The sequence below is a fragment of the Kitasatospora sp. NPDC028055 genome (assembly GCF_040637885.1).
Taxonomy (GTDB): Bacteria; Actinomycetota; Actinomycetes; order Streptomycetales; family Streptomycetaceae; genus Kitasatospora.
The window spans coordinates 201,250-225,982 of record NZ_JBEZXE010000003.1 but is presented as its reverse complement, the minus strand read 5'-3'; the positions used below and the strand labels follow the sequence as shown (position 1 = coordinate 225,982).

Genomic DNA, 24,733 nt, shown 5'->3' with positions numbered 1-24,733 from the left:
GGTCTCCGGTCTCCGGTGTCGGCTCGGTCGGGTCGGTTCGGGTCGGTTCGGGTCGGTCAGGTTGGCGGGTGGTCAGGGGGTGGCGCTGGGGCTCGCCGCAGGCTGCTGGGCGTCGTCCTGGCTGCCCTCGCTGCTCTCACTGCCCTCGCCGTCCTGGCCGCCCTCGCCGCCGGGTCCGGCCGGCGACGTGGGCAGGTCGCGCATCCGCCGCAGCGGCGAGAGCAGCAGCGGCACCGGCACCAGCAGGAAGCCCAGCGCGCACAGCCACAGCGCGGCGCGCGGCCCGGCCCAGTCGGCGACGGCCCCGCCGCCGAGGGCGCCGATCGGCAGGGTGCCCCAGACCAGGAAGCGCATGGTGGCGTTCATCCGCCCGAGCAGTTCGGGCGGGCAGACGCTCTGCCGGAAGCTCACCTGGGCGACGTTGTAGGCGACCGCGCCGAACAGCACCACGCCGGAGCCGATGCCGAACAGCACGGCGCCGGGGCCGCCGCCGGACAGCGGCCACAGCAGCGCGAACGGCGCAGTGACCACGGTGGCCAGCCAGATCAGCCGGGCCTGCCCGACCCAGCGGGACAGCTGCCCCGCGCACAGCGCGCCCGCCAGCCCGCCGACGGCGGAGGCCGACAGCAGGGCGCCGATGGCCCCGGGCGACAGGTCGAGCACCCGTACCCAGAAGACGGTCTGAACGGCCATCAGCACGGCGGCGAACAGGTTGGACACGGCGGTGGCGGTGGCGATCGCCCGAAGCAGCGGGTGCCCGAGCACGAAGCGCACGCCCTCGGCCACCTCGGCCCGAAGCGAGCGCCCGGGCTCCGGCTCCGGCAGCTCCTCCTCGACCCGGATCCGGGCCAGCAGCAGCGCCGAGGCGAGGTAGCCGCAGGCGTCGGCCACGATGGCGAGCGGTGCGCCGAGCAGTTGGACCAGCCCGCCGCCCAGGCCCGGCCCGGCGATCTGCGCCGAGGAGCGGACGGTCTCCAGGGCGCCGTTTCCGGCGACCAGTTGCTCGCGCGGCAGGACAGCGGGCAGGAAGGACTGGTGGGCCACGTCGAAGAAGACCGTGGCCACCCCGGTGACCAGCGCGACCAGGTAGAGCTGGGGCATGGTGAGCACCCCGAAGGCCGCCGCCGGGGGGATCGAGCCGACCGCGAGACAGCGCACCACGTCGGCGCGGATCAGCACCGGGAGCTTGCGCATCCGGTCCAGCCAGGCGCCGGCCGGCAGGCCGACCAGCAGGAAGGCCGCGGTCTCGGCGGCGGTGAGCAGGCCGACCTCGAAGGGGGTGGCGTCGAGCACCACCACCGCCACCAAGGGCAGGGCGACCAGGGTGACCTGACTGCCCGTCTGGGCCGCCGCTGCCCCGGACAGCAGGAGCCGGAAGTCGCGGTGGCCGAACAGACGGGCCTGGCGGGGGTGAGGCTTCTCGTTCATCGATGCGACTCTCGGTCACGCATTCGACACAGGGCAAGCAACAGGTCCCTTTCCGGACGTTCCCCGGCTCGGCCGGATCCCGCCACCACGGTGACCGGCCCCGGCACCTCCCTTACGAGCCCTTATCCCCCGGCGCCGCTCCCGCGTGCACCCGGCCCGGCCTGCCCGCCAAGGCCTTCACCGCTCTCCGGGGCTTCCCGGACGGCTCCCGACCAGGGCGTCCATTTCCTCGTCCGGTATCCGGACACCCGCTTTCCGGCCACCGGCCAACACCCGCCAACTTGGCCGGAATCCATGGAGTAGGCAGCTTCCGTAACCTCACCGTGATATCGGCGTAACCGTTCGGAGCCGTGCCCCGCCACTCTCGGTCGCCGCCCTCGGCCCGCCGCACCCGGCCCGCCGCGCTCAGCCGGCCGGGTCCACCGGAGCCGCCGGAGCCGCCGGAGCCGCAGGGCCCGGCCGCCGGAGCCGGGTGACCGCGAGCACCGCCATGTCGTCGTCGCGCGGGCCGCCCGTCCACCGGGCCACGTCCGCCACCAGTGCCGCGACCGCCTGCCCCGCCCCCGCGAAGGGCCCGAGCGGCGCCAGTCCGCGCACCGGGTCGTAGAACTCCCCCGCCGCGTCCCGCGCCTCGGTGACCCCGTCGGTCACCAGCAGCAGCGTGCTCCCCGGCGGGAACGGCCTGGTCTCCACCTCGGGCCGGCCCGCCCCCAGTGCACCCATCCCGAGCGGCAGCCCCGGGTCGGCCGCGTCCCACCGGCTCACCCCCGCCCCGCCGCCGTCCAGCAGGTACGGCCCGGGGTGGCCGCAGTCCACCGTCCGGGCGACCGCCTCCCCCGGCGGGAACTCCACCAGCAGCGCGGTGATGAACCCCTCCAGCCGCAGCTCCTCGCCCAGCCCGGCGCTCTCCCGGGCCAGCGTGCGCTCCAGGGCCTCCGCGAGCCCGGCGAGGTCCGGCTCCCGGTGCGCGAGCTCCCGGAAGGCCCCCAGCAGCACCGACACCGCCCCCACCGCGTGCAGCCCCTTGCCCCGCACGTCCGCGATCAGCACCCGGACCCCGTACGGAGTGGCCTGCAACGCGTACGCGTCCCCGCCGATCAGCGCCTCGTCCAGCGCCGCCCGGTAGCAGGCCGCGACCTCCAGCCCCGCCACCCGCCCCGGCGGCTCCGGCAGCACCGCCCGCTGCGCGGCCTCCGCCACCGACCGCACCCGCTCCAGCCGGCGCCCGTGCCGGGCCAGCAGCCGGTTCACCCCGATGCCCAGCAGCGCGGCGAAGGCGGTGTTGACCAGCTCCAGGTAGCCGCTCCCGGTCCCGATCGAGCCGTCCCGCGCGGAGAGCACCAGGATCCCGGCCACGTTCGCCAGCGCCACCGCGACGACGTCCCGCAGCGGCAGCAGCGCCCCGGCCAGCACGGCCGCCGCCGCCAGCATCGGGTCGCCCCAGTAGTCGGCCGGGTCCAGCGCGTCCCACACCAGCCCGCCGACGATCAGCAACCACGGCGCCAGCCGCACGTACGGCGGCCACTGCGCGGACCTCGGGGCCATCGGCCACCTGACTTCCGTCTCGCCTGCACCCACGCGCTCGTCCGGCGAGCGGGAGGCTCCTCCGATCGTAGGCACGGAGCACGGCGGGGCGCGCGAGGTGGCGGGAAGGGCCACGGGCCCCGGCGGACGGCGGCCCCCCGGCCCCCGCCGAGCACGGAAACCAAGACCCTCGGCCCCTGCCACCGGCGGATCGAAGCTGACAAGGTGTCAGCGTCGAAGATTTTCAGCCACACCCGCCCGCGCGACCCACCCCGGGGCAGGGCCTCGACGTACCTCCGGGAAACCGCCGCGACCCGCTCACCGGACCTCCATCCGACGTACCCCGTGGCGTGAACGAGGAGGTCAGCCCGACGGCCACCTCCCCGACCAGGGCCCGGATCCCGCGCACCGGTCCACCCGTCCGCCCAGGACCGACGGCCCACTGTCACTCCCCGCCACCGGACCGCCACGGACCGGTGGCCCTCGGAGTGGCACCCAGTGCCCAGCCGGACCGAAGCATTCCGGCCAGAAGCCGGGAGGCCCTTGTCCGGCGCGACGAATGGTCCTTACGTTGTTGACGCGACACGATCATCTTTTGGTTCACAGGGGGACAGGCACAGTGGGTTCAACTCGAACGACGCTCTCACCCGAGGCAGTTCACCCCTCGGGCGGCTGTCGCCTCCCCCGCCCCGTGTGACGGCCTAGCCCACGGGCGCCCGCCACCCGGCGCCTCCGCGCGCCCAACCCGCCCGACGGCCCCGCGTGCCCCGCGCCCCGTTCGCTCCCCGCCGTGCGGCGCCCCGCACGCCCGCCCGAGCGACCACCGTCGAGAATCCCTGAGCCGTACCCCGCGCACGCGGTCCGGGCGGTCCCCCCTGGGGCCGTCCGCCCGCGGGCTGCCGTCGCGCGCCCGGGCCGACTCCCATCATCCGGACCTTCATGCCCACCGCCCTGGGCATGCCCTTCGTGAGGACTTGACATGGAAGCGTGGCTGAGAGAGCGGAACGACACGGCGGCTCCCCTCCCGGAGGGGAGCCTCCCGCAGGTCTTCGAGAAGCAGGTGGCCGAGACCCCCGACGCCGTCGCGATCGAGGCCGCCGACGGCGAGCTCCTCAGCTACGCGGAGTTGAACACCAGGGCGGACGTGCTCGCCCGACGCCTGGCCGGGGACGGGGTACGGCCCGGGGACCGGGTCGCCGTCCTGATGGAACGCTCGGCCGCGCTGGTGGTGGCCCTGCTCGCGGTGGCCAAGACCGGCGCCGCCTACGTGCCGCTGGACCTCCGCTCGCCCGAATCCCGGCTGCGCTCGATCCTGCACCGGCTGGACTGCGCGCTGCTCCTGGTCGACGGCACGACCGAGCACCACGCCCTCGCCGCCGAGGGGCGGACCCTGCTGGTGGGCCCGGGCGCCGCGCACGACACCGCACACGACACCGTGGACGGCACTGCCCTGGACACGCCCGACACCGTGGGCACCGCAGCCACCGAGGCCGAGACGCTTCCCGGCCCCGACAGCGTGCTCTACGTGATGCACACCTCCGGCTCCACCGGCGAGCCGAAGGGCGTCCAGGTCACCCACCGCAACGTGGTGGCGCTCGCCTCCGACCGGATCTGGCGCGGCGGCGCCCACGAACGGGTGCTGTTCCACTCCCCGCACGCCTTCGACGCCTCCACCTACGAGCTCTGGGTGCCGCTGCTGTCCGGCGGCCGGGTCGTGGTCGCCCCCGAGGCGGTCAACGCCGTGCTGCTGCGCCGGCTGGTCGGCGGCGGCCGGGTCACCGGACTCTGGCTGACGGCGGGGCTGTTCGGCGCGCTGGCCGCCGGAGACCCGGGCTGCCTCGACGGGGCGCGCGAGGTCTGGGTCGGCGGCGACGTGGTCTCCCCGCTCGCGGTGTCCCAGGTGGTCGCCGCCTGCCCCGGCATCTCCCTCGTCAACGGCTACGGCCCGACCGAGACCACGACCTTCGCGACCCGCTACCGGATCCACCCGGGCCCGCCGCTGGGCGACGACGTCCCGATCGGCAGCCCGATGGACAACACCCGCGTCTACGTCCTCGACGAGAACGGCGCACCGGTGGCGCCCGGCGTCGCGGGCCAGCTGTACATCGGCGGGGAGGGCGTCGCCCTGGGGTACGCCGCCAGGCCGGATCTCACGGAGGAACGTTTCCTCGCCGACCCCTTCGGCGCCCCCGGCGACCGCATGTACGCCACCGGTGACCTCGCCCGTTGGGGCGAGGACGGGAACCTGCGCTACCTGGGCCGCGCCGACCGCCAGGTGAAGATCAACGGGTTCCGGATCGAGCCCGGAGAGATCGAGGCCGCCGTCACCGCGCACCCGGGGATCGCCCAGGCCGCCGTCGCGGTCGAGAAGCTCGACGACGGCAGCGGGCGCATCCTCGCCTACGCCGTCGCCGCCGGCGCCGTCCCCGACCGCGAGTCGGTCCGCCGGGGCCTGGCCGAGCGGCTGCCCGGGTTCATGGTCCCGGCCGAGCTGGTGTTCCTCTCCGAGCTGCCGCTCACCCGCAACGGGAAGATCGACCGCGACCGCCTCGGCGATCCGGCCCTGCGCGTCGACAGCGCCGGCGGAGCGGGCCGGGCCGTCACCGGCCGGAGCGTCACCGAACTGGTCGCCGCCCAGGTCCTGGCCCGGCCCGAGGCCCCTGCCGTCCAGGACCCGGTCACCGGCGCCGCCCTGACGTACGCCCAGCTGTGGCACCGGGCCGGCACGCTCGCCGACCGGCTGGCCGCGGCCGGGGTCGGCCGGGGCGCGGTCGTCGCCGTCGACCTGGACCGGTCGGTCGAGCTGGTGGTGGCCTTCCTCGGCATCGCCCGCAGCGGCGCCGCGTACCTGCCGCTGGACGCCGGTGCCCCCGAGGACCGGGTGGCCGACATCATCACCGGCTCCGGCGCGGCCGCCGCCGTGGTCGGCAGCCGGCGGCGGATGCCCGCCGGGCTCACCGTGCTGACCACGGACGCCGACCCGGGCACCGGCGAGCCGCAGCCCGGTGCGCCTCAGCCCGGAACGGCCCAGCCCGGCCCCGCACTCCCGGCGGCGGGCGGCGAGGACCCCCTCTACGTCTGCTACACCTCCGGCTCCACCGGCCGCCCGAAGGGCGTCCTGGTGCCGCACCGCGCGGTCATCCGGCTGGTCGAGGGGGCCGTCTACTGCCCGATCGAGCCCGGTGACCGGGTGGCCAACACCTGCAACCCCGCCTTCGACGTCACCACCTGCGAGATCTGGTCCACGCTGACCTCCGGCGGCACCATCGTCCCGCTGCCGCTGCTCACCGACCTCACCCTGGACGAGTGGACGGCGCTGGTCCGCGAGGCCCGGATCGTCACGATGTTCCTCACCACCTCGCTGTTCCACACCGTGGCCTGGGAGCAGCCCGACGCCTTCGCCTCGCTGCGCAACCTGGTGGTCGGCGGCGAGCAGCTGGACCTGGCCGCGACCCTGCGGGTCCTGGCCGCCGGGCCGCCCGCCCGCCTGGTCAACGGCTACGGCCCCACCGAGGCCACCGCGTTCGCGACCTGGTTCGAGTGCACCGCCGAGAGCCTGGCCGGTCGCGAGCGGGTCCCGATCGGGCACCCGCTGCAGCAGACCACCGCGTACGTGCTCGACGACGACCTCGCCCCGGTGGCGCCGGGTGAGCCGGGCGAGCTGTGCCTCGGCGGCCCTGGCGTGGCGCTGGGCTACCTGGGCCGGGCCGAGCTGACCGCCGAGCGCTTCGTCACCGAGCCGCGCACCGGTGAGCGGATCTACCGCACCGGCGACCTGGCCCGCGAACTCCCGGACGGCGCGCTGGAGATGACCGGCCGCCGGGACCGCCAGGTGAAGCTGCGCGGGTTCCGGATCGAGCTGGAGGAGATCGAGCAGGCCGCCGTCGCGACCGGGCTCGTCGAGGCCGCCTTCGTGGAGAAGCTGGGCGAGGGCACCGCCGCCGAACTGGCCGGCTGCGCCGTGGTCGGCGCCGCGTCGGAGCCGGCCGGGGACGACCTGCCCGCGGCCCTGTCGGCCCGGCTGGCCGACCGGCTGCCCGGGTACATGGTCCCGGCGCGCTGGCTGGTCCTCTCCGAGCTGCCGATCGGCCCGACCGGCAAGGCCGACCGGGCCCGGATGCTCGAACTCCTGGAGCAGGCCGGGACGGCGGCCGCCCCCGGCGGGCAGCCGGACGCCCCGGGGCGCGAACTGACCACGCCCACCGAGCTGTTCCTCGCCGAGATGTGGACCGAGCTGCTGGAACGGCCGGTCACCTCGGGCGACGCCTCCTTCTGGTCCCTGGGCGGCCACTCGCTGCGCGGGGTCACCCTGCTGGCCCGGATCCGCGAGCGGCTGGGCGTACGGCTGAAACTGCGCGACCTGTTCAAGCACGGCGTCCTGTCCGACCTCGCGGCCCACATCGACGCCCAGCGGGGCACCGCGGCCACGCCCGCCGCACCCGCCGCCGCGCGCGAGGAATCCGCGGCCTCGGGCTTCCAGCAGCAGATCTGGCTGGCCGAGCGGCTGGACCCCGAACCCGGCCGCTACAACGTGCCGTTCGCCTGGCGGCTGACCGGTGAGCTCGACCCGGCGCGGCTCGCCGAGGCACTCGCCCGGGTCGTCGAACGGCACGAGGCGCTGCGCACGACCTTCGAGCAGGGGCCGGACGGCGTCCGCCAGCTCATCGGCGCGCCGTGGCGACCGGAGGTGCGCCGGGATCGCTGCGCCGGCGCGGCCGAACTCGACGGGCTGCTGCGGGCCGAGGCGGACCGCCCCTTCGACCTGTCCGCCGGGCCGCTGCTCCGGGCGGGGCTGGTCGACACTCCGGACGGCCAGGTCCTCACCCTGACGATCCATCACATCGTCTTCGACATCTCCTCGTTGCCGCTTCTCCTCGCCGAGCTCCAGCGCGGCTACCAGGGCACCTCGACCGAGCCGGGCAAGCAGTACCGCGACCTGGTCGCGGCCGAGGAGCAGGGCGACCCCGAGGGCCTGGACCGCTGGGTGGAGCGGCTGACCGGCGCGCCGAGCCGCCTCCCGCTACCGGCGCCGCCCGCCCCGCAGCCGCACGGCAGTGTCGCCCTCGACCTGCCCGCGGACCTGCTCCGGCGGATGCGTCCGCTCCAGGAGGAGCTGGGCGTGTCCTGGTTCATGGTGGCCGCCGCCGCCCTGATCGGCACCCTGCACCGCTGGACCGGCAGCAGCGACCTCACCTTCGGGTTCCCGACCGACACCCGGACCTCGCCCGAGTTCCAGGACGTCATCGGCCCCTGCCTGAACACCGTCGTGGTGCGCTCCCGGCACACCGACGGCGACACTCTCGCCGACCTGCTCGAAGCCACCCGGGACGGCATCCTGGACGCGCTGGACGACCAGCACGTCCCGTTCGGGACGGTGGTCACCGCGCTCAACCCGCCGCGCTCGGCCGGGTCCACGCCGTACCTCGACGTGGTGCTCGCCCCGCAGGCGCACGCCGAGGCCCCCGCCCGGCTGGGCGGTCACGAGCTGCTGCCGCTGACGGTCGGCGAAGGCACCGCGACGGTGGGCAAGTTCGCGCTGACCCTGGGCCTGACCGTGGTCGGCGAGCGGATGTCCGGCTCGCTGCTGTACCGGGGCGACCGGCTCTCGGCCGAGTCGGCCGCCGAGCTGGCCCGGCGGTACGCGACCGTGCTGGAGGCCGTCCTGGAGGACCGCACCCGCTCGCTCGTCGGGCTGGTGCCGAACGCGCCGGCCGTCGCCACGCCCGTCTCCACCCCCGCCGCTGCCCCGGCCCCGGCCTCGGCCGCCGAGGACGTGGTCGAGCGGGTCACCGCCCTCTGGTCGACGGTGCTCGGCACCGCCGACCTCGGCCCGGACGACAACTTCTTCGACCGGGGCGGCAACTCGCTCAAGCTGGTGACCCTGCACGCCGAGCTGTGCCGCGCCTTCGCGGTGGAGCTGCCGGTCCAGCGCCTGTTCGAGAACTCGACGATCCGGACCATGGCCCGCTTCCTCGCGGCCGCCTCCGGCCCGGCGGGCCCGGCCCAGGCCGCGCCCGCGCCGACTGCCGCCCCCGGTCTGGACGCGGACGCGCGCGGCGCCGCCCGTCGGAAGATGCGGCCGCGCGCCGCGGGAAGGTGATCGTGGACACCGAAGCCGAACTCGCCGAGGGAGCCGTCGCCGTCGTCGGCATGGCCTGCCGCTACCCCGGCGCGGAGGACGTGCGCTCGTACTGGGCCGCCCTGCGGTCCGGCACCGAGGGGATCACCCGCTTCGACCCGGCCGCCCTGGTGGCGGCCGGGGCCGACCCGGAGCTGGTCCGGCGGCCCGACTACGTCCCGGCCCGCGGAGTGCTGCCGGCCTCGCGCGGCTTCGACTGGTCGTTCTTCGGCTACAGCCGCGCCGAGGCCGCGACCATCGACCCGCAGCACCGGATCTTCCTGGAGTGCGCGTCCCAGGCCGTCGACGACGCCGGGATCGACCCGACCCGCTTCCCCGGCTGGATCGGCGTCTTCGCCGGCGCCGAGGGCAGCACCCTGCCGCCGCGCGACGACGTCGACCCGATGGCCCAGGTCATCGGCGGGCGGCCGGACTTCCTCACCAGCCGGGTCGCCTACCGCCTGGGCCTGCGCGGCCCGGCCATCACCGTGCAGACCGCCTGCTCCACCTCACTGGTGGCGGTGCACCTGGCCGTCCAGAGCCTGCTCGCCTACGAGTGCGACGCGGCGCTGGCCGGCGGCGTCTCGCTGGCCCCGCACGGCGAGTTCGGCTACCTGTACCAGGAGGGTGGGATCCTCTCCCCCGACGGGCACTGCCGGCCCTTCGACGAGGAGTCCGCGGGCACCGTGCCCGGCGAGGGGGTCGGCGTCGTCGTCCTCAAGCGGCTGGAGGACGCGCTGCGCGACGGCGACCGGATCGCCGGCCTGGTCCTCGGCTCGGCGCTGAACAACGACGGCGGGGACAAGATCGGCTACACCGCGCCGTCCATCCCCGGCCAGCGGGAGGCGATCCTGCTGGCCCAGAAGGTGGCCGGGATCGACCCGGCCGACCTCGACTACGTCGAGGCCCACGGCACCGGCACCCGGATCGGCGATCCGGTCGAACTGCAGGCCCTCACCGACGCGTTCCGCCGCTCGACCGACGCCGTCGGCCAGTGCTGGGTCGGCGCGGTGAAGAGCAACCTCGGCCACACCGGCTCCGCCTCCGGCGTGGCGGGGATGATCAAGACGCTGCTCATGATGGAGCACGGCGAGGTGGTCCCCACCCTGCACTACCGGCGGCCCAACCCGCTGCTGCGGCTGGCCGAGACGCCGTTCCGGATCGCCGACCGGCTGCAGCCCTGGCCGGAGCGCGGCGACAAGCTGGCCGCCGTCAGCTCCTTCGGCGTCGGCGGCACCAACGCCCATGTGGTGCTGGGCGGTTCGCCGCAGCGCAGCCGCCCGGCCGCCCGGGCCGGGCACCGGCTGCTCGCGGTGTCCGGCGCCTCCTCGGACGGACGGGACCGGCTCGGCCAGGCCCTGGCGGACCGGCTGGAGTCCGACGCCGCCGCGGCCGGGGACGGCACCGGGTCCGTCGCCCTCGCCGAGGCCGCCCGCACCCTCGCCGGGCGCCGCCGGCACGACTGGCGCCGGGCCGTGGTGGCCGACAGCCCGCAGGAGGCGGCCCGCCTGCTGCGGGAGGCACCCGCCACCCGGGCCCCGGCCACGCTCGACCGGGTCGCCTTCCTGTTCCCCGGCCAGGGCACCCTGACCGGCGCCGCCGGCGCGGCCGCCTACCGGCTGCTCCCCGGTTTCCGGGCCTCCTTCGACGAGTGGTCCACCGTGGTCCGGGAGACCTGCGGGCTCGACCTCTCCCCCGTCGTCACCCCCGAGCAGGCACCGGCCGACTGGTTCGTCGACACCGTCCACCAGCAACTCGGGCTGCTGGCCCTCGGCCACGCCCTCGGACGGCAGCTCGCGGACTGGGGCATCACTCCCACCGCGATGCTCGGCAACAGCATCGGGGAGTACGTCGCCGCGACCCTCGCCGAGGTCTGGACCCCGGCCGAGGCGGCCCGGCTGGTGCACGCCCGAGCCACCGCCATGCGGGACACCGAGCCCGGCCGGATGGCCGCCGTCACCGCCTCCCCCGAGGAGGTGACCCGCCGGATCGGCACCGGCGGCGCCGTCACCCTCGCGGTGGCCGGCCCGGAGCGGGTCGTGGTCTCCGGACCTGCTGCCGCCGTGGACGAACTCCTGGCCGGCGACGCCCTGGCGGGCCTCGACGTCCGGGTGCTCGACGTCGGCCGCGCGTTCCACTCCGCGACCATGGAGCCGGCGAGCCGGGCGCTGCGCGAGGCCGTCGCCGCCGTCCCCGGCCGGGAGCCCCGGCTTGGCCTGGTCTCCAACACCACCGGCGACTGGGCCGACCCCAGCGCCGTCCGCACGCCCGACTACTGGGCCGAGCAGCTGCGCCGCACCGTCCGGCTGGACGACGGCCTGGCCACCGTGCTCGCCGCGGACTGCGACACCTTCCTCGAACTCGGCCCCGGCACCTCGATGACCGGAGCCCTGCGGCGCCACCGCGACTGGGACGCCGCCCGCACCGCCGTGCCGCTGCTCGGCCGCAGCGGCGGGGACGGCGAGCGCGAACTCCTGCTCGCCGTCGGCGCGCTCTGGGAGCGCGGCGCCGACCTCGACCCGGAGGAACTGCTCGGCGCGGACCGGCCGTTCCGGACCTCCCTGCCGGCGCACCCGTTCGACTCCCGGGACCCGGCCACCGAACCCGAGCGCCCCGCCCGGGCGCGCGCCCGGACCACCGTGGTGGCCGGGCCCGTCCACCAGGTCCTGGAACGCCTCTGGCGGACGGCACTGGGCGTGGCGTCCGCGGCCGAGGGCGACGACTTCTTCACCCTCGGCGGCGAGTCGCTGATGCTCGTGAGCCTGATGAGCGAGGTGCGCCGGCACACCGGGGCCGCCGTCCCGGTCGCCGACTTCACCGCGACGCCGACCTTCGGAGCGCTGGTGAAGCTGGTCGAGCAGCACGCCACCGAGACCGCGCCCACCCCGCCCGGTCTGGTGACGCTGCGCTCGGGCGTCGGCCGGCCGCTGTTCCTCGCCGCCGACGCGATGGGCAGCTCCGGCAGCTACGGAACCCTCGCCTCGCTCGTCGACACCACCCGTCCGATCCTCGGGCTGGAACCCGACGGGGCCGACCGACCAGTGGGCAGCACGGGCCGGTTCGGCCGGTTCGGCCGGCCCGTGACCATCGAGGCCGTCGCCGCCCGGAACGTGGCACTGCTGCGGCAGGCGCAGCCCTCCGGTCCGTACACCCTCGGCGGCTGGTCCTTCGGCGCGGTGGTGGCGCACGAGACGGCGCGGCAACTCACCCGCGCCGGAGCGGAGGTCGACGTCCTGTTCTGCCTCGACGGCTTCGCGCCCGACCGACGCGGGCTGCCGATCGCCACCGACCCCGGCTTCCTCGCCGGGAACCTGCGGCTCCAGCTGGACGCCGTCCTCGGCACCGGCACGGTCGGCGGGCGGCTGCGCCGACTCCCCGCGCTGCGACGGCAGTTCGTCGCCAACATCGGCGCCGTGCTGCGCTACCGGCCCCGCCCGGTCGGCTGCCCGGCGGTGGTGCTCAAGGCGGCCGCCGACGAACGCACCGCGGCCGTGCTGCGGCGCGACCTGCGGCAGCTGTACACGTCGGTGGAGGTGCACCCGGTCCGCGGCGACCACTGGTCGGTCCTCGCCGAACCCGACGCCCGTCCGGTCGCCGCGCACCTGGCGACGATCCTGGCCGGGACCACGGCCGCGACCGGAGGTGAGTGACCCCGTGAAGCCCGTCGAACCCGGCACCGCCGAATCCGGTGCCGTCGAACCCGGCACCGCCGAGCCCGCTGCCGCCGGACTCAGTGCCGCCGAGCCCGGCGCCGCCGAAGCTTCGGTCCTCGGGCCGGCAGGCCCCGGAAGCAGCGCCCCGGACACCCCCGCCCAGGACGTGCCGCTGATCCGCAACCGCGACTTCCAGGCGCTGTGGATCAGCCGCTTCCTCGCCAGCGTGGGCAAGGAGTCGGCCGAGGTCGCCTATCCGCTGCTGATGCTCGCGATCACCGGTGAGGCCGCCTACGCCGGCGCCCTCGGCGCGACCCAGCTCATGGTCACCGGAGCCGTGTCGATCGCCGGCGGCACCCTCGCCGACCGGATGGACCGCCGGAAGCTGCTGATCGCCTGCGACGCCACCCGGGCTCTGATGCTGCTGCTCTTCGGCGCGCTGGTGCTGGCCGACCGGACGAACGTGCCGGCCGTCTTCGTCCTCGCCGTGGTCTCCGCGGTCTGCCTCGGCCTCTCCGAACCGCCCGCCCTGGCGGCGATCAAGCAGGTGGTGCCGGCCTCCCAACTCACCCGCGCGACCGCCCAGAACCAGATCCGGCCGCTCGGCGCGACCGTGGCCGGCGCCCCGATCGGCAGCTCGCTGTTCGGGGTCGCCCGGGCCCTGCCCTTCGTCGCCACCGCGCTGACCTTCGTCTGCTCGGCGCTGACGCTGCTGTTCATCCGGCGCCCGATGCAGGCGGCGCCGACCGGCAACGACGAGCGGCGCAAGGCCCTCGACGGCTTCCGGTTCATCCTGGGCCGCCCGGTGCTGGTGATCTGGATCGTCTGGATCATGGGCTCCAACATGGCCTTCAACCACACCGGGGCCTTCCTCGCGCTGATCGCCACCGCCAAGGAGCGCGGCGCCTCGGAACCCGAGATCGGCATGATGCTGAGCATCGCCGGCGCCGGCGGGCTGGTCGGCGCGGCCCTGGCCACCTGGGTGTTGAACCGGCTGCGCCCCGCGACGATCTTCCTCGCCGCGGCCTGGCTGGGCCCGGTCGCCGCCGTGCTGCTGATGACCGTGCCCGGAGTGCTGCCGCTCGGCGTCCTGCTGGCCTGTGTCTTCCTGCGCGGTCCGATCGTCAACGCGCTCTTCTTCGCGTACGTCGCCGTCCTGGTGCCCGACCGGCTCCAGGGCCGGGTGATGGGCGCGGTGATGTTCCTGTCCTACGTCGCCCAGCCGCTGGGCATCCTGGCGGTCGGCTCGATCTTCGACCTGGGCGGCGCGCCCTGGGTCTTCGCCTTCATGGCCCTGGTCTCGTCGCTGGCGGCACTGCCGACCCTCACCCGGCTGATCCGCCGGCTGCCCCACCCCGACGCGCTGGCCAGCGCCCCGTCCTGACACCCGCAGCACCAGCGGTTCCCGCCGTTGCAGCACCTCCTGACCGCCCGAATGCGCCTAGTCGAGGGAATCACCGTGTCCGAAACCCGTTCCGAAGCCCGTCCGGAAGCCCGTCCGGACGGCGCCGTCTGCCCCTTCCGCGTCCCCACCGAGTTCGTCACCGACCCGGGGCCGAACCCGCACCCGGCCACCGCCGAGCTGCGGGCCCAGGGCGCGGTGCACCCGATCGACTTCCCCGCCGGGGCCGACGGCTCCTACGTGGTGATCGACCACGACAGCGTCACCCGCGCGTTCGGCGACCCCCGGCTGTCCAAGCGACTGGACGCCGCCCCGGCCTGGTTCCGCGACCAGACCCTGCAGAACAGCTCGGTGCTGGCCAGCAACATGCTGCTCGCCGACGGCGCCGAGCACACCCGGCTGCGCAGCCTGGTCAGCCGCGCGTTCGTGCCGCGCCGGATGGAGCTGCTCCGCCCGCAGATCCAGCGGATCACCGACGACCTGATCGACGCCTTCCCGGAGTCCGGCGAGCTCGACCTGCTGGACGCCTTCGCCCTGCCGCTGCCGCTGATGGTCATCTGCGCCTTCCTCGGAGTCCCGTACGAGGACCGGCCGTTGTTCCAGCACTGGGGCAAGGTGCTGAGCCAGGACCCGAGCCAGGAGGGCGACGCGGCCCGCGAGCGCAAGCTGGTCAACGACGCGGTGGTGGAGTACTTCACCGACGTCCTGGCGAAGCGCCGCGCCGAGCCGCAGGAGGACCTGCTCGGCGACCTCGTCCGGGCCGCCGACGAGGACGGCGTGTTCACCGACGCCGAGCTGATCTCCACCGCGATCTTCCTGATCATCGCCGGCCACAAGACCACCGCCAACCTGATCGGCAACGGCGTGTGGGCCCTGCTGACCCACCCCGAGCAGCTGGAACTGCTGCGCTCCCGGCCGGAGCTGATGGAACCCGCGGTCGAGGAGTTCCTCCGCTACGAGGGCTCGGTGGACCGCGGCACGCTGCGCACCACCACCGAGGACGTCCGGATCGGCGACGTCGAGATCCCCAGCGGCAGCTTCGTCCACCTCTCGGTGTCCGGCGCCAACCGCGACGCGGCCGTCTTCCCGGACCCGGACCGCTTCGACATCACCCGCAGCCCCAACCGGCACATGACCTTCGGTCACGGCCCGCACTTCTGCGCGGGCGCGCCGCTGGCCCGACTGGAGGGCCAGATCGCCTTCGCGACGCTGCTGCGCCGGCTGCCCGAGCTGGAACTCGCCGTCCCTGCGGACCGGTTGACCTGGGTCGCCGACAGTTCGATCAGTCGCGGCCTGGAGGACCTGCCGGTACGGTTCACCAGTCGCCTGCCGCGCTGATCCGCCCGGGCGGCCGTAACCGAGAGCGCCGGACCAACGGGCGCCGAACCGAGGAGCGCTGCACCGCGGAGCGCTGCACCGAAGAACAAGGAGCACCACCTCATGACCGACTCCCCCGTCACCCTCATCACCGGCGGTTCGAGCGGCATCGGCGCCGCCACCGCCCGCCGGCTGCTCGCCGAGGGCCACCGGGTGACCGTCACCGGCCGTGACAGCGACCGGCTCGCCCGCTTCGCGGAGGAGACCGCCGCGAAGCCGGACACCCTGCTCACCATCGCCGCCGACGCCGCCGACCACGAGGCCGTCGAGGCCGCCGTCCAGGCCACCGTACGGACCTTCGGCCGACTGGACACCGTCGTCGCCAACGCCGGTTACGCCACCCACGACTCGCTCGCCGAGGGCGACCCGGCCGGCTGGCGCGACATGGTCCTCACCAACGTGCTCGGCCCGGCCCTGCTCATCCGGTCCTCGCTGGCCGCGTTGAAGGAGTCCAAGGGCCGGATCGTGCTGATCGGCAGCGTCGCCGGCGTGGTCTACACCCCCGGCAACATCTACGGCGCCACCAAGTGGGCGGTGACCGGCCTCGCCGAGAACACCCGCCGGATGGTGACCGCCGACGGGATCGGCGTCACCCTGGTCGCCCCCGGCCGGGTGGAGACCAACTTCTGGGAGGGCGCCGGCGGCGCCCCCCAGGGCCTCAACCTGACCGCGGACCAGATCGCCGACTCCATCGTGTGGGCGGTCCGCCAGCCGGCCGGCGTCGACGTGAACACCGTCGTGATCCGGCCGGTCGGACAGGCCGTCTGACGGCTCGTCCGCCCCTGCGGGCAGGCCGTGCGCAACGGCCTGCCCGCCCCCGCACCCCCCGCACTCACCTCGCCGAGATCGGCCGCCGCACTTCGTACGCCTTCCGGTGACGCCCAGTCGCCACCCGCGAGACTCCAGGAGCGCCAGCACATGACCACCGACCCCGGGACGACCACGGGACCGGACCTCGCACCGACCTCCCCCGACGGCCTCCGAGACGAGCTGGCCCGGCTGTGGGCCGAGATATTCGGGGTGGCGGCCGTCGACCCCGCCGTGGACTTCACCGAGCTCGGCGGGAACTCCCTGCACGCGGCGCGGGTCGCCGCCAGGATCCGCGGGCGCCACGGCGCCGACCTCACCGTGCGGGAGCTCTTCGAGGCCCGGACCGTCGCGGGCCTGGCCCACCTGCTCGACCAGCGGCTGCGCCACCGCGCGGACGGCTCCCCGACCCGGGCGGCCGCCCTGCCCCCGGTGCGCCGGGCGCCCGGCGAGGGCCCCGCGTACTCGCTCGGCCAGCGCCGGCTCTGGTTCCTCGACCACCTCAGCCCCGCCGCCGGCGTCTCCTACAACGTGGCGGCGGCCGCCCGGTTGCACGGTCCGCTCGACCGGGCGGCGCTGGAGGCCGCCTGGGCGTCGGTGGCCCGCCGGCACGAGCAGCTGCGCACCACCTTCCTCCTCGTCGACGGCGAGCTCGACACCCGGGTGCACGACGCCGTCGCACCGCTGCGGACCACCGACCTGAGCGGGCACCCGGCCCCCGAGCAGGAGGCCCTGGACCGGGCGGCGCGACTGGCCGCCGAGCACATCGACCTCGGCCGGGAACCGCTGCCGCGGCCGGCCCTGTTCCGGCTGGGCGAGGACGACCACCTGCTGGTGCTGGTCCTCCCCCATCTGATCGCCGACGGCCGGACCCTGGACGTCATCGACCGCGACCTCGCCCGGGCCTACCGGCAGCACACCGGCGGCCCGGACGAAGCCCTGCCCGAACCGGCGCTGTCCTACCGGGACTTCGCCCACTGGCAGCAGGAGCTCGCGGCCGCCCCGGACGCCGACGCCCGGCTCGCCCCCTGGCGCAGCTACCTCCAGGACGCCCCCACCACCCTCGACCTCCCCGCGGACCACCCGCGCCCCGCGGTCCGCAGCCACCGCGGCCGCCGGGTCACCCGGCGCACCGGCTCCGCCCTGCTGACGGCGGCCCGCGAGCTCGCCGCGGCCACCCGCACCACCCCGTACGCGGTCTGCCTCGCCGCGTACGGCCTGCTGCTGGGCGAACTGACCGGCCGCCGGGACCTCCTGGTCGCCTCCCCGACGGACGGCCGGCCGGAGCCCGCGCTGGAGGACGTCGTCGGGTTCTTCACCAACACCGTGCCGGTCCGGCTGCGGCCGGGCGGCGGCAGCTTCCGGGAGGCCGTGAAGGAAGCCCACGGTTCGGCGCTCGACGCCGTCGAGCACCAGTACGTGCCCTTCGAGCGGCTGGCCGCCGAGTTCGCCCCGGCCGGTGACCTCTCCCGCACCCCACTGGCCCAGGTCGCCCTCGCCTACCAGGGGCCGCTGCGCCCGCACGCCGAACTGGCGGGCCTGACCGTGCGGCCGCGGACCGTGGACAACGGCACCGCCAAGTTCGACCTGACCCTCGAAGTCCACGAGGACGGCGAGGAGTTCGTGCTGAGCGCCGAGTACAGCACCGACCTGTTCACCGAGCAGCGGACCGCGGCCCTGCTCGACCGGTACGTGGAGCTGCTCGCCTCGGCCCTGGACGGGCCCGACCACGCGACCGGCCCGGACCGGTCGGCCGTTCCCGTGCAGGCCGCCGCCGCGACGTCGAACGGCGCGCCGGACTGGCAGGGCCGCTGCCTGCACGAGGTCTTCGCCGAGGTGGCCGCCCGCCACCCGGAGGCGATCGCCGTCACCGACGGCACCCGCCGGCTCAGCTATGCCGAGCTCGACCGGGCCGCCAACCGGCTGGCGCACCGCCTCCGCCGGCACGGCGCCGACGTCGAACAGCTCGTCGGCCTGTGCGCCGAGCGCACCGTCGACCTGGTCGTCGGCCTGCTGGCCATCCTCAAGTCCGGCGCCGGCTACCTGCCGCTCGACCCGCGCCACCCGGCCGCCCGGCTGGACGCCACCCTCACCGACGCGGGTTGCCGCCTGCTCGTCGGGGACGCCGAGTCCTGCGAGCCGCTGCTCGGCTCCGCGGAGCGCACCCTCGTCCGGCTCGACGAGCCGCTCGGGGACGGGCCGCTCGGGGACGGGCCGCAGGGCGGCGAACCGGGGGACGGCCGGTCGGCCGACGACGAGTCCGTGCGGCCGCCGCAGTCCGGGGTGGGACCGGACAACGTCGCCTACGTGATCTACACCTCCGGCTCGACCGGAAAGCCCAAGGGCGTCGTCGTCACCCACGCCAACGTGACCAGGCTCTTCACCGCCACCACCGCGGACTTCGGCTTCGGCGCCGACGACGTCTGGACCCTGTTCCACTCGATCGCCTTCGACTTCTCGGTCTGGGAGCTCTGGGGCCCGCTGCTGTACGGCGGCCGCCTCGTCCTCGTCCCCTACCTGGTCAGCCGTGACCCGATGGCCTTCCTCGAACTCCTGCGCACCGAGCAGGTGACCGTCCTCAACCAGACGCCGACGGCCTTCCGGCACCTGGCCGCCGTCGCCGAGGACGCCGGCTTCCCGCCGCTCGCCCTGCGCACGGTCGTCTTCGGCGGCGAGGCGCTCGACCCGGCGATGCTGCGCGGCTGGGCCGGCGGCTACGGCACCGCCCGGCCCCGCCTGGTCAACATGTACGGGATCACCGAGACCACCGTCCACGTGACCGTCCGCCCGATCGGCATCGCCGATCTCACCGGATCGACCAGCCCGATCGGCCGCCCGATCGGCGACCTGCGGGTGCACGTCCTGGACGAGCGGATGGCCGAGGTCCCGCCGGGCACCGAGGGCGAGATGTACATCGGCGGCCCGGGGGTGGCCCGCGGCTACCTCAACCGCCCCGAGCTCACCGACGAGCGCTTCGTCCAGGACCCGTTCGGCGCCCCGGGCGAGCGGCTCTACCGCTCCGGCGACCTCGCCGTCCGCCTGCCGGACGGCGAACTCGAGTACCGGGGCCGGGCCGACCAGCAGATCAAGCTGCACGGCTTCCGGATCGAGCTCGGCGAGATCGAGCGCGCACTGCTCGACCAGCCCGGGGTGCGCAGCGCCGCCTGCGTGCTGCGTGAGGACACCCCCGGGGTGCCGCGGCTGGTCGGCTACCTGGTGCCCGCCCCCGGCCGGCCGCTAGACGCGGAGTCCGTCCGCTCCGCGCTGGCGCAGCGACTGCCGGCGCACATGCTCCCGGCGGCCTTCGTCCAGCTGCCCGCCCTCCCGCTCACCGCCAACGGCAAGCTCGACAAGACCCAGCTGCCGGCGCCCGGCACCGAGGCGGCGGCCGCACCGGGCACCCAGGCCGCCCCGGCCGCCCGCACCGCTCCGCGGACCGAGACGGAGCGCCGGCTCGCCGAGGTGTGGCACACGGTGCTGCGCGGCGACGAGCCCGACGTGCACGCCAACTTCTTCGCCGTCGGCGGCGACTCCATCATCGCCATCCGGCTCGGCGTGGCCGCCCGGGCGGCCGGACTGCCGGTGACCATCGAGAGCATCTTCCGCAATCCCACGGTCGCCGAGCTGGCCCGCCACTGCGAGCTCACCGCCGCCGCCGAGCAACCGGCCGGACCGGCCGAACCGGCGCCGCTCTCCACCACCCTGGCCGACCTCGACCCGGACTCGCTGCCCGAGGACGTGACGGACGCCTACCCGACCGCGGCAATGCAGCTGGCCATCGTCTACGAGTGCGAGCTCGCGGACGACGAGGAGTCGGGCCTGTACCACGACCTGATCAGCGTCCGGGTGGACGGCGCCTTCGACCGGACCGCGCTGGAGGCCGCGCTCGCCGACCTGGGCCGACGGCACGAGATCCTGCGGACCTCCTTCCACCTCGGCCTGTTCCGCGAGCCGATGCAGCTCGTACACCGACAGGCCCTCGTCCCGCTCACGGTCGAGGACCGCCACCACGGCCCGGAGCTGGGCGACAAGGAACGCGAAGCCCTGCTGCACGCCTGGTGGGAGCGGGAGAAGGCGGATCCGTTCTACCTCGACGAGCCGCCGCTGGTGCGCTGCGCCGTGCTGCACGACGGCCCGCAGGCCTTCCAACTGTCCTTGGCGGTCCACCACTCCATCCTGGACGGGTGGAGCCTCGCCCGGCTGATGACGGAACTCCTGCTGGCCTACGACGCCCGGCTCGGCGCGACCGACGCCGCTCTGCCCGACCTGCCGCGGACCAGGTACCGCGACTTCGTCGCCGCCGAGCAGGCCGCCCTCGCCGACCCGGCGGCCCGGGACTACTGGGCCGGGCTGCTCCCGGCCACCGCACCGGCCGCCGAGCTGCCGGTGCTGCCCGGCGGCGGCAGCACCGACGAGTTCGCCTTCCACGCGCCGCTCCCGGCCGAACTCGACGCCGAACTCGACCTGGTCGCGGCCGAGTTGGGCATTCCGGTGAAGAGCGTCTACTACGCCGCCCACGCCTGGGCGCTGGGCCGGCTCACCGGCCGCGCCGACACCGTCGGCGCGATGCAGGTCAACGGCCGGATGGAGCAGGAGGGCGGGGACCTCGTCCTGGGCCTGCTGCTCAACATGGTGCCGGTGCACGTCCGGGTCGACGGTGGCCGCTGGGCCGACCTCGCCCGGGCCGCCTTCGACGCCGAGCGGGAGCGGCAGCCGCACCGGCGGTACCCGCTCGCCGCCATGCAGCAGCTGGTCGGGCGCGACCACCGCCTGTTCGAAGTCGCCTTCAACTACACCGACTTCCACGCCTTCGACGACCTCGACGCGCTCGCCCGGATCCGCACCGGCGACTGGTGGTTCTCCGACCGGCACAGCTTCCCGCTGATGCTGGAGCTCACCCGCTCCCCACACACCGGGGAACGCGCGCTGTCCGTCACCGTGGGGGTGGACAGCCCCCTGGCGGGCACCGGGGCGCGGCTCGGTGAGCTGGTCCTCGAGGCCCTCCGGCAGATCGCCGCCGACCCGCACGCCGAGTACCCCGCCGTCGGCGGGGCGTGACCGGTCCTGCCCTGACCCGGTGGCCGCCCGGCGGGATCCCGCCGGGCGGGCACCGGTACGGCGGCCACCGGCGGGGCGGGCGGATCCGTAGGTGGAGGCGGAGGTTCGGGTTCGAAGCTCCGCCGGTCGGCCAGTGAGGGCGCAGTACCGGCCATCCGGACCGGTTCGGTTCGTGGGCGGCGGTCTCCGTGCCAGAGTGACGGTGTCCAGACAACCCACCCGTCCCACGGGTGTACCGAAGGGGGCTGCACATGCGCTCGAACGTTCTGGTGAAGGCGGTCGTCGGTGCCACGGCCGTGGCCTGCATCGCCGTCGGCGGCCTGGCCGGCGCCGGTACCGCCGTCGCGGCGACGCCGACCGGCGTCCAGCAGGCGGCGGCGCCCGGGCCCGCCGCCCTGGCTGCGGTGGTCAACCTCGGGCTGAGCACCTCGCAGGCCGCCAAGCTCCAGGTGGCGCTCAAGCAGTACTGGGGCTACACCGGCGCCCTCGACGGCCAGCTCGGCACCGGCAGCTGGCAGGCCATGCAGCGGTTCCTGCGTGCCGACTGGGGCTACACCGATGCCATCGACGGCATCGTCGGGGCCCACACGGTGGAGGCGCTGCAACGCTGGCTGAAGAGCAACTGGGGCTACACCGGCGCCATCGACGGCATCGCCGGCGCCGGGACCCAGGCCGCGTTCGCGCGGTACTGCGACTCGCTCTGATCCCTGGGCGCCAACGAGGCGCCAACGAGGCGCCGCCCAGGCGTCAGCCGGGCGCCACCCGGGAACCACCCTGACGGTGGCAGAAGGGCCCGGGGTGGGTCGGCCGGAGTCACCGGCCGGCCCACCCCGTGAAGCGCTCCGCGCCCCGCTCCGGCCACCTACGCCGCCGGCCGCCGCCCTGGTCGCCCACCTGCGGGCGGCCTACCCGGGGCCGTGACGACGGACTACCCCACAGCGCCTCCGTCCCCCACAGCCCCGCCGTCGACGATGTGCAGCAGCGCGGCGGCGCCGTCGAGGGTCTCCGGGTCGAGCGGGAAGTAGCCCTGGCGTGGGGTGGTGTCGGTCCGGGTACGGGCGGTGCCCGAGACCGGCGGGGCGGTCAACCGCCAGGCGCCGGCGCCGGTTTGCAGCCGCGCCTCGTACGTCCCCGGCGCCGGCTCGCCGAGCCCGAGCGCGGCGCTGCGCCCGAGGCTCCCCGCGACGAACACGTAGCGCTCCTCCAGCAGCGAGCCGACGATGTGGCCGGCGCCGTTCCATCCGCAGTCCAGTTCGTCCTGGGACCAGGCGCTCGGATTGCGCTGGAGGTGCCGGTTGTGGGCGAACACCAGGGTCGGCCCGCGCCGGGCCTCGACGGCGCGGATGTCGAGCAGGTTCTGCGCCATCAGGGCGTCCCGCATCCTGATCAGACCGGAGATCCGGGCGCTCGTCCCCAGGCCCTGGACCGCCGCCTGGGCGTGGTAGCGCAGCACTCCGAGTCCGGCGCGCAGGTGGACACCGGCCCGGAGCCACTCGGCGTGCGAGGTCGCGGCGATCAAGTCCGGTGCACGCACGTAGAGTTGGTTGAGCAGATCGTCGGCGGTACGGCGCAGCCGTTCGGCCTCGGGGGTGGCTCCGGGCGACGCGGCGGCGTCGAGGATCGCCTCCTCACGCTCCCAGCGCTCGTCCTCCCCCGTCAGGGCGGCGACGTCCAGGTCGAGCCGGAGGTAGTCACGGGCGTGTTCGAGGTAGCGGCGTGGGCTGGGCGCCGTGGTGTTCTCGGTGGGGAGGTCGAAGCCGTGGCACGCCACCTGCTCCGCGGCCTCCCGGTCACGGTTGAACTCGCGCATCCAGGCGACGAGTTCGCGGTTCGCCTGCTGGGCGCCGAAGCCGTGGGTGAAGCCTTCGGCGAGCACGGCGTCGAGGGTGCCGACGCCGTGCCGGACGTGGTCGTCCACCGCCAGCGCGGCCACCCGGTCGGTCTCCAGGGCGATCGAGCGGAAGCCCTGTGCCACGAGTTGGGCGAACAGCCGGTTGCGGACCAGTCCGAAAGCCGGTTCCTGGTGCGTCGGCTCGCCGAGCGCCAGCAGTTCGCAGGAAGGGGTGCGGAAGTCTCCGATGTCCTGGGTCATGAAGATGTCCTGGCTCATGAACCTCAAGCGTATCCTTGAAAGCTCGGTTGAGACTTTTCCCGTCTCGGCCCGGCATTCTCGATGAAAAGTCTCAAACCAGGAGGTCACCGCCGTGCGCCCTGCCGACCTCGCCCGCGAACACGGCCTCTCGACCCAGGCGGTGCGCAACTACGAGCGTGACGGCTTCCTGCCGCCCACCGAGCGCACCCCCACCGGCTACCGGATCTACACCGCGCGCCACGCCGCCGCGCTGCGGGCCTTCCTCTCCCTCGTCGCGGCCTTCGGGCATGCGACGGCGGGCCTGGCGATGTCCGCCGTCAATGACGACCGTCCGGACGAGGCGCTGACGGCGCTCGACCGGGGCCACGCCCAGCTGCTGCGCGACCGCGAGACCCTCGCCACCGTCCGCCGTGCGGTCGACCACCTCACCTCGGCGCACCCGCCCACCCGGGCCGCGACCACCCTCCCCGGCCCGCTGAGCATCGGCGAACTCGCCCACCGGCTCGACCTCACCCCCGCCACCCTGCGCACCTGGGAGACAGCCGGCATCCTCACCCCGGCCCGCGACCGCCCCGGCGGGCACCGCTACTACCGCCCCGAGGACGTCCGCGACGCCGAACTGGCCCACCTGCTACGGCGTGGCGGCCACCCGCTGGCGCACATCGCCACCGTCCTCCGGCAGGTCCGCACGGCGGGCGGCACGGACGGCCTGGCCGCAGCCCTCGACAGCTGGCAGCAGCGGCTCACCGCCCGGGGCCGCGCCATGCTCACCGCCGCGGCCCGCCTGGACGCCTACCTCTCCGCACCGCCCGACGCGCCGGGCTCGCCTTGACGCCTACCTCTCCCCACCGCCGGACACGCCGGACACGCCGGGGAGTTCCGTGCTCGGCAGGCGGCGCCAGTCCCACTCGGGGTGACGGGCGAGGAGGCCGAGGAAGTCGTCGGAGGGAATGAGCTCCCAGTGGTCGGTGTCGACGATCGCGGCCAGGCCGGGCAGGACGTGCCGCAGCAGGGCCCGGGCCGCGGCCATCGACTCGCTCGCCACCCGGACGGCGTACGGCTCCCCGATCCGGGCCGTGAGCTCTTCGAGGTCCTCTGGCTCGAAGTCGCGCAGGACCTCCCCCGACAGGTCGAGGGCGTACGAGCTGCCGCCCCAGTGCACCCGATCGTCCTGCGGCGCCGGCTGCCAGAACGGGCCGAGTGCGCGGAAGCGCAGCTCCAGTTCCGCACGCCGCTCCGCCGGGACGACAACGATCACCACTGGCCAGGACACC

The 24,733-nt window shown here is 75.1% G+C and carries 12 protein-coding genes; 8 read left to right on the top strand and 4 right to left on the bottom strand.

The genetic code is table 11. The features are described from left to right. Positions 1-72: 72 nt before the first annotated feature. The gene (locus tag AB0F71_RS07045; RefSeq protein ID WP_360229378.1) at positions 73-1,428 is read right to left on the bottom strand and encodes an MFS transporter; all 1,356 of its coding nucleotides are present in this window, start codon (positions 1,426-1,428) and stop codon (positions 73-75) included. Positions 1,429-1,833: 405 nt separating this feature from the next. Beyond that, positions 1,834-2,973, bottom strand: a complete 1,140-nt coding sequence (locus AB0F71_RS07040) for a PP2C family protein-serine/threonine phosphatase (RefSeq protein WP_360229376.1) — start codon at positions 2,971-2,973, stop codon at positions 1,834-1,836. A 958-nt stretch (positions 2,974-3,931) separates the two neighbouring features. Here AB0F71_RS07040 and AB0F71_RS07035 point away from each other — a divergent pair. From AB0F71_RS07035 to AB0F71_RS07005, 7 genes are all read left to right on the top strand, one after another. Then, the gene (locus AB0F71_RS07035; protein ID WP_360229374.1) at positions 3,932-9,052 is read left to right on the top strand and encodes an amino acid adenylation domain-containing protein; all 5,121 of its coding nucleotides are present in this window, start codon (positions 3,932-3,934) and stop codon (positions 9,050-9,052) included. Positions 9,053-9,054: 2 nt separating this feature from the next. After that, positions 9,055-12,720: a beta-ketoacyl synthase N-terminal-like domain-containing protein gene (locus tag AB0F71_RS07030; RefSeq protein ID WP_360229372.1), complete on the top strand. Its 3,666-nt coding sequence runs from the start codon at positions 9,055-9,057 to the stop codon at positions 12,718-12,720. Positions 12,721-12,724: 4 nt separating this feature from the next. Continuing rightward, a complete protein-coding gene (locus AB0F71_RS07025; protein WP_360229370.1) occupies positions 12,725-14,107 on the top strand; it encodes an MFS transporter in 1,383 nt (460 codons plus the stop codon). Positions 14,108-14,182: 75 nt separating this feature from the next. Further along, complete coding sequence (locus tag AB0F71_RS07020; RefSeq protein ID WP_360229368.1) at positions 14,183-15,463, top strand: cytochrome P450; 1,281 nt, start codon at positions 14,183-14,185, stop codon at positions 15,461-15,463. Between the two features lie 102 nt (positions 15,464-15,565). After that, positions 15,566-16,270, top strand: coding sequence for an SDR family oxidoreductase (locus tag AB0F71_RS07015; RefSeq protein WP_360229366.1), 705 nt, complete (start codon positions 15,566-15,568; stop codon positions 16,268-16,270). A 150-nt stretch (positions 16,271-16,420) separates the two neighbouring features. Continuing rightward, positions 16,421-21,367, top strand: a complete 4,947-nt coding sequence (locus AB0F71_RS07010; RefSeq protein WP_360229364.1) for an amino acid adenylation domain-containing protein — start codon at positions 16,421-16,423, stop codon at positions 21,365-21,367. 251 nt (positions 21,368-21,618) lie between these two features. Further along, positions 21,619-22,071, top strand: a complete 453-nt coding sequence (locus AB0F71_RS07005; protein WP_360229362.1) for a peptidoglycan-binding protein — start codon at positions 21,619-21,621, stop codon at positions 22,069-22,071. 224 nt (positions 22,072-22,295) lie between these two features. Here the strand turns inward: AB0F71_RS07005 and AB0F71_RS07000 are convergent, their stop codons facing one another. Further along, complete coding sequence (locus AB0F71_RS07000) at positions 22,296-23,477, bottom strand: erythromycin esterase family protein (protein ID WP_360229360.1); 1,182 nt, start codon at positions 23,475-23,477, stop codon at positions 22,296-22,298. A gap of 94 nt (positions 23,478-23,571) precedes the next feature. Between AB0F71_RS07000 and AB0F71_RS06995 the strand changes: the two genes are divergently transcribed. After that, the gene (locus AB0F71_RS06995) at positions 23,572-24,291 is read left to right on the top strand and encodes a TioE family transcriptional regulator (RefSeq protein ID WP_360229358.1); all 720 of its coding nucleotides are present in this window, start codon (positions 23,572-23,574) and stop codon (positions 24,289-24,291) included. 3 nt (positions 24,292-24,294) lie between these two features. Here AB0F71_RS06995 and AB0F71_RS06990 read toward each other — a convergent pair whose 3' ends face one another. Continuing rightward, entirely contained in the window at positions 24,295-24,732 is a 438-nt protein-coding gene (locus AB0F71_RS06990) for a hypothetical protein (RefSeq protein ID WP_360229356.1), read from the bottom strand. Between the last annotated feature and the right edge of the window lies 1 nt (position 24,733).

Bases quoted from the DNA above. Each gene is read 5' to 3' on its own strand.
- AB0F71_RS07045 (WP_360229378.1), bottom strand. From the start codon at position 1,428: ATGAACGAGAAGCCTCACCCCCGCCAGGCCCGTCTGTTCGGCCACCGC.
- AB0F71_RS07040 (WP_360229376.1), bottom strand. From the start codon at position 2,973: ATGGCCCCGAGGTCCGCGCAGTGGCCGCCGTACGTGCGGCTGGCGCCG.
- AB0F71_RS07035 (WP_360229374.1), top strand. From the start codon at position 3,932: ATGGAAGCGTGGCTGAGAGAGCGGAACGACACGGCGGCTCCCCTCCCG.
- AB0F71_RS07015 (WP_360229366.1), top strand. From the start codon at position 15,566: ATGACCGACTCCCCCGTCACCCTCATCACCGGCGGTTCGAGCGGCATC.
- AB0F71_RS07010 (WP_360229364.1), top strand. From the start codon at position 16,421: ATGACCACCGACCCCGGGACGACCACGGGACCGGACCTCGCACCGACC.
- AB0F71_RS07005 (WP_360229362.1), top strand. From the start codon at position 21,619: ATGCGCTCGAACGTTCTGGTGAAGGCGGTCGTCGGTGCCACGGCCGTG.
- AB0F71_RS07000 (WP_360229360.1), bottom strand. From the start codon at position 23,477: ATGAGCCAGGACATCTTCATGACCCAGGACATCGGAGACTTCCGCACC.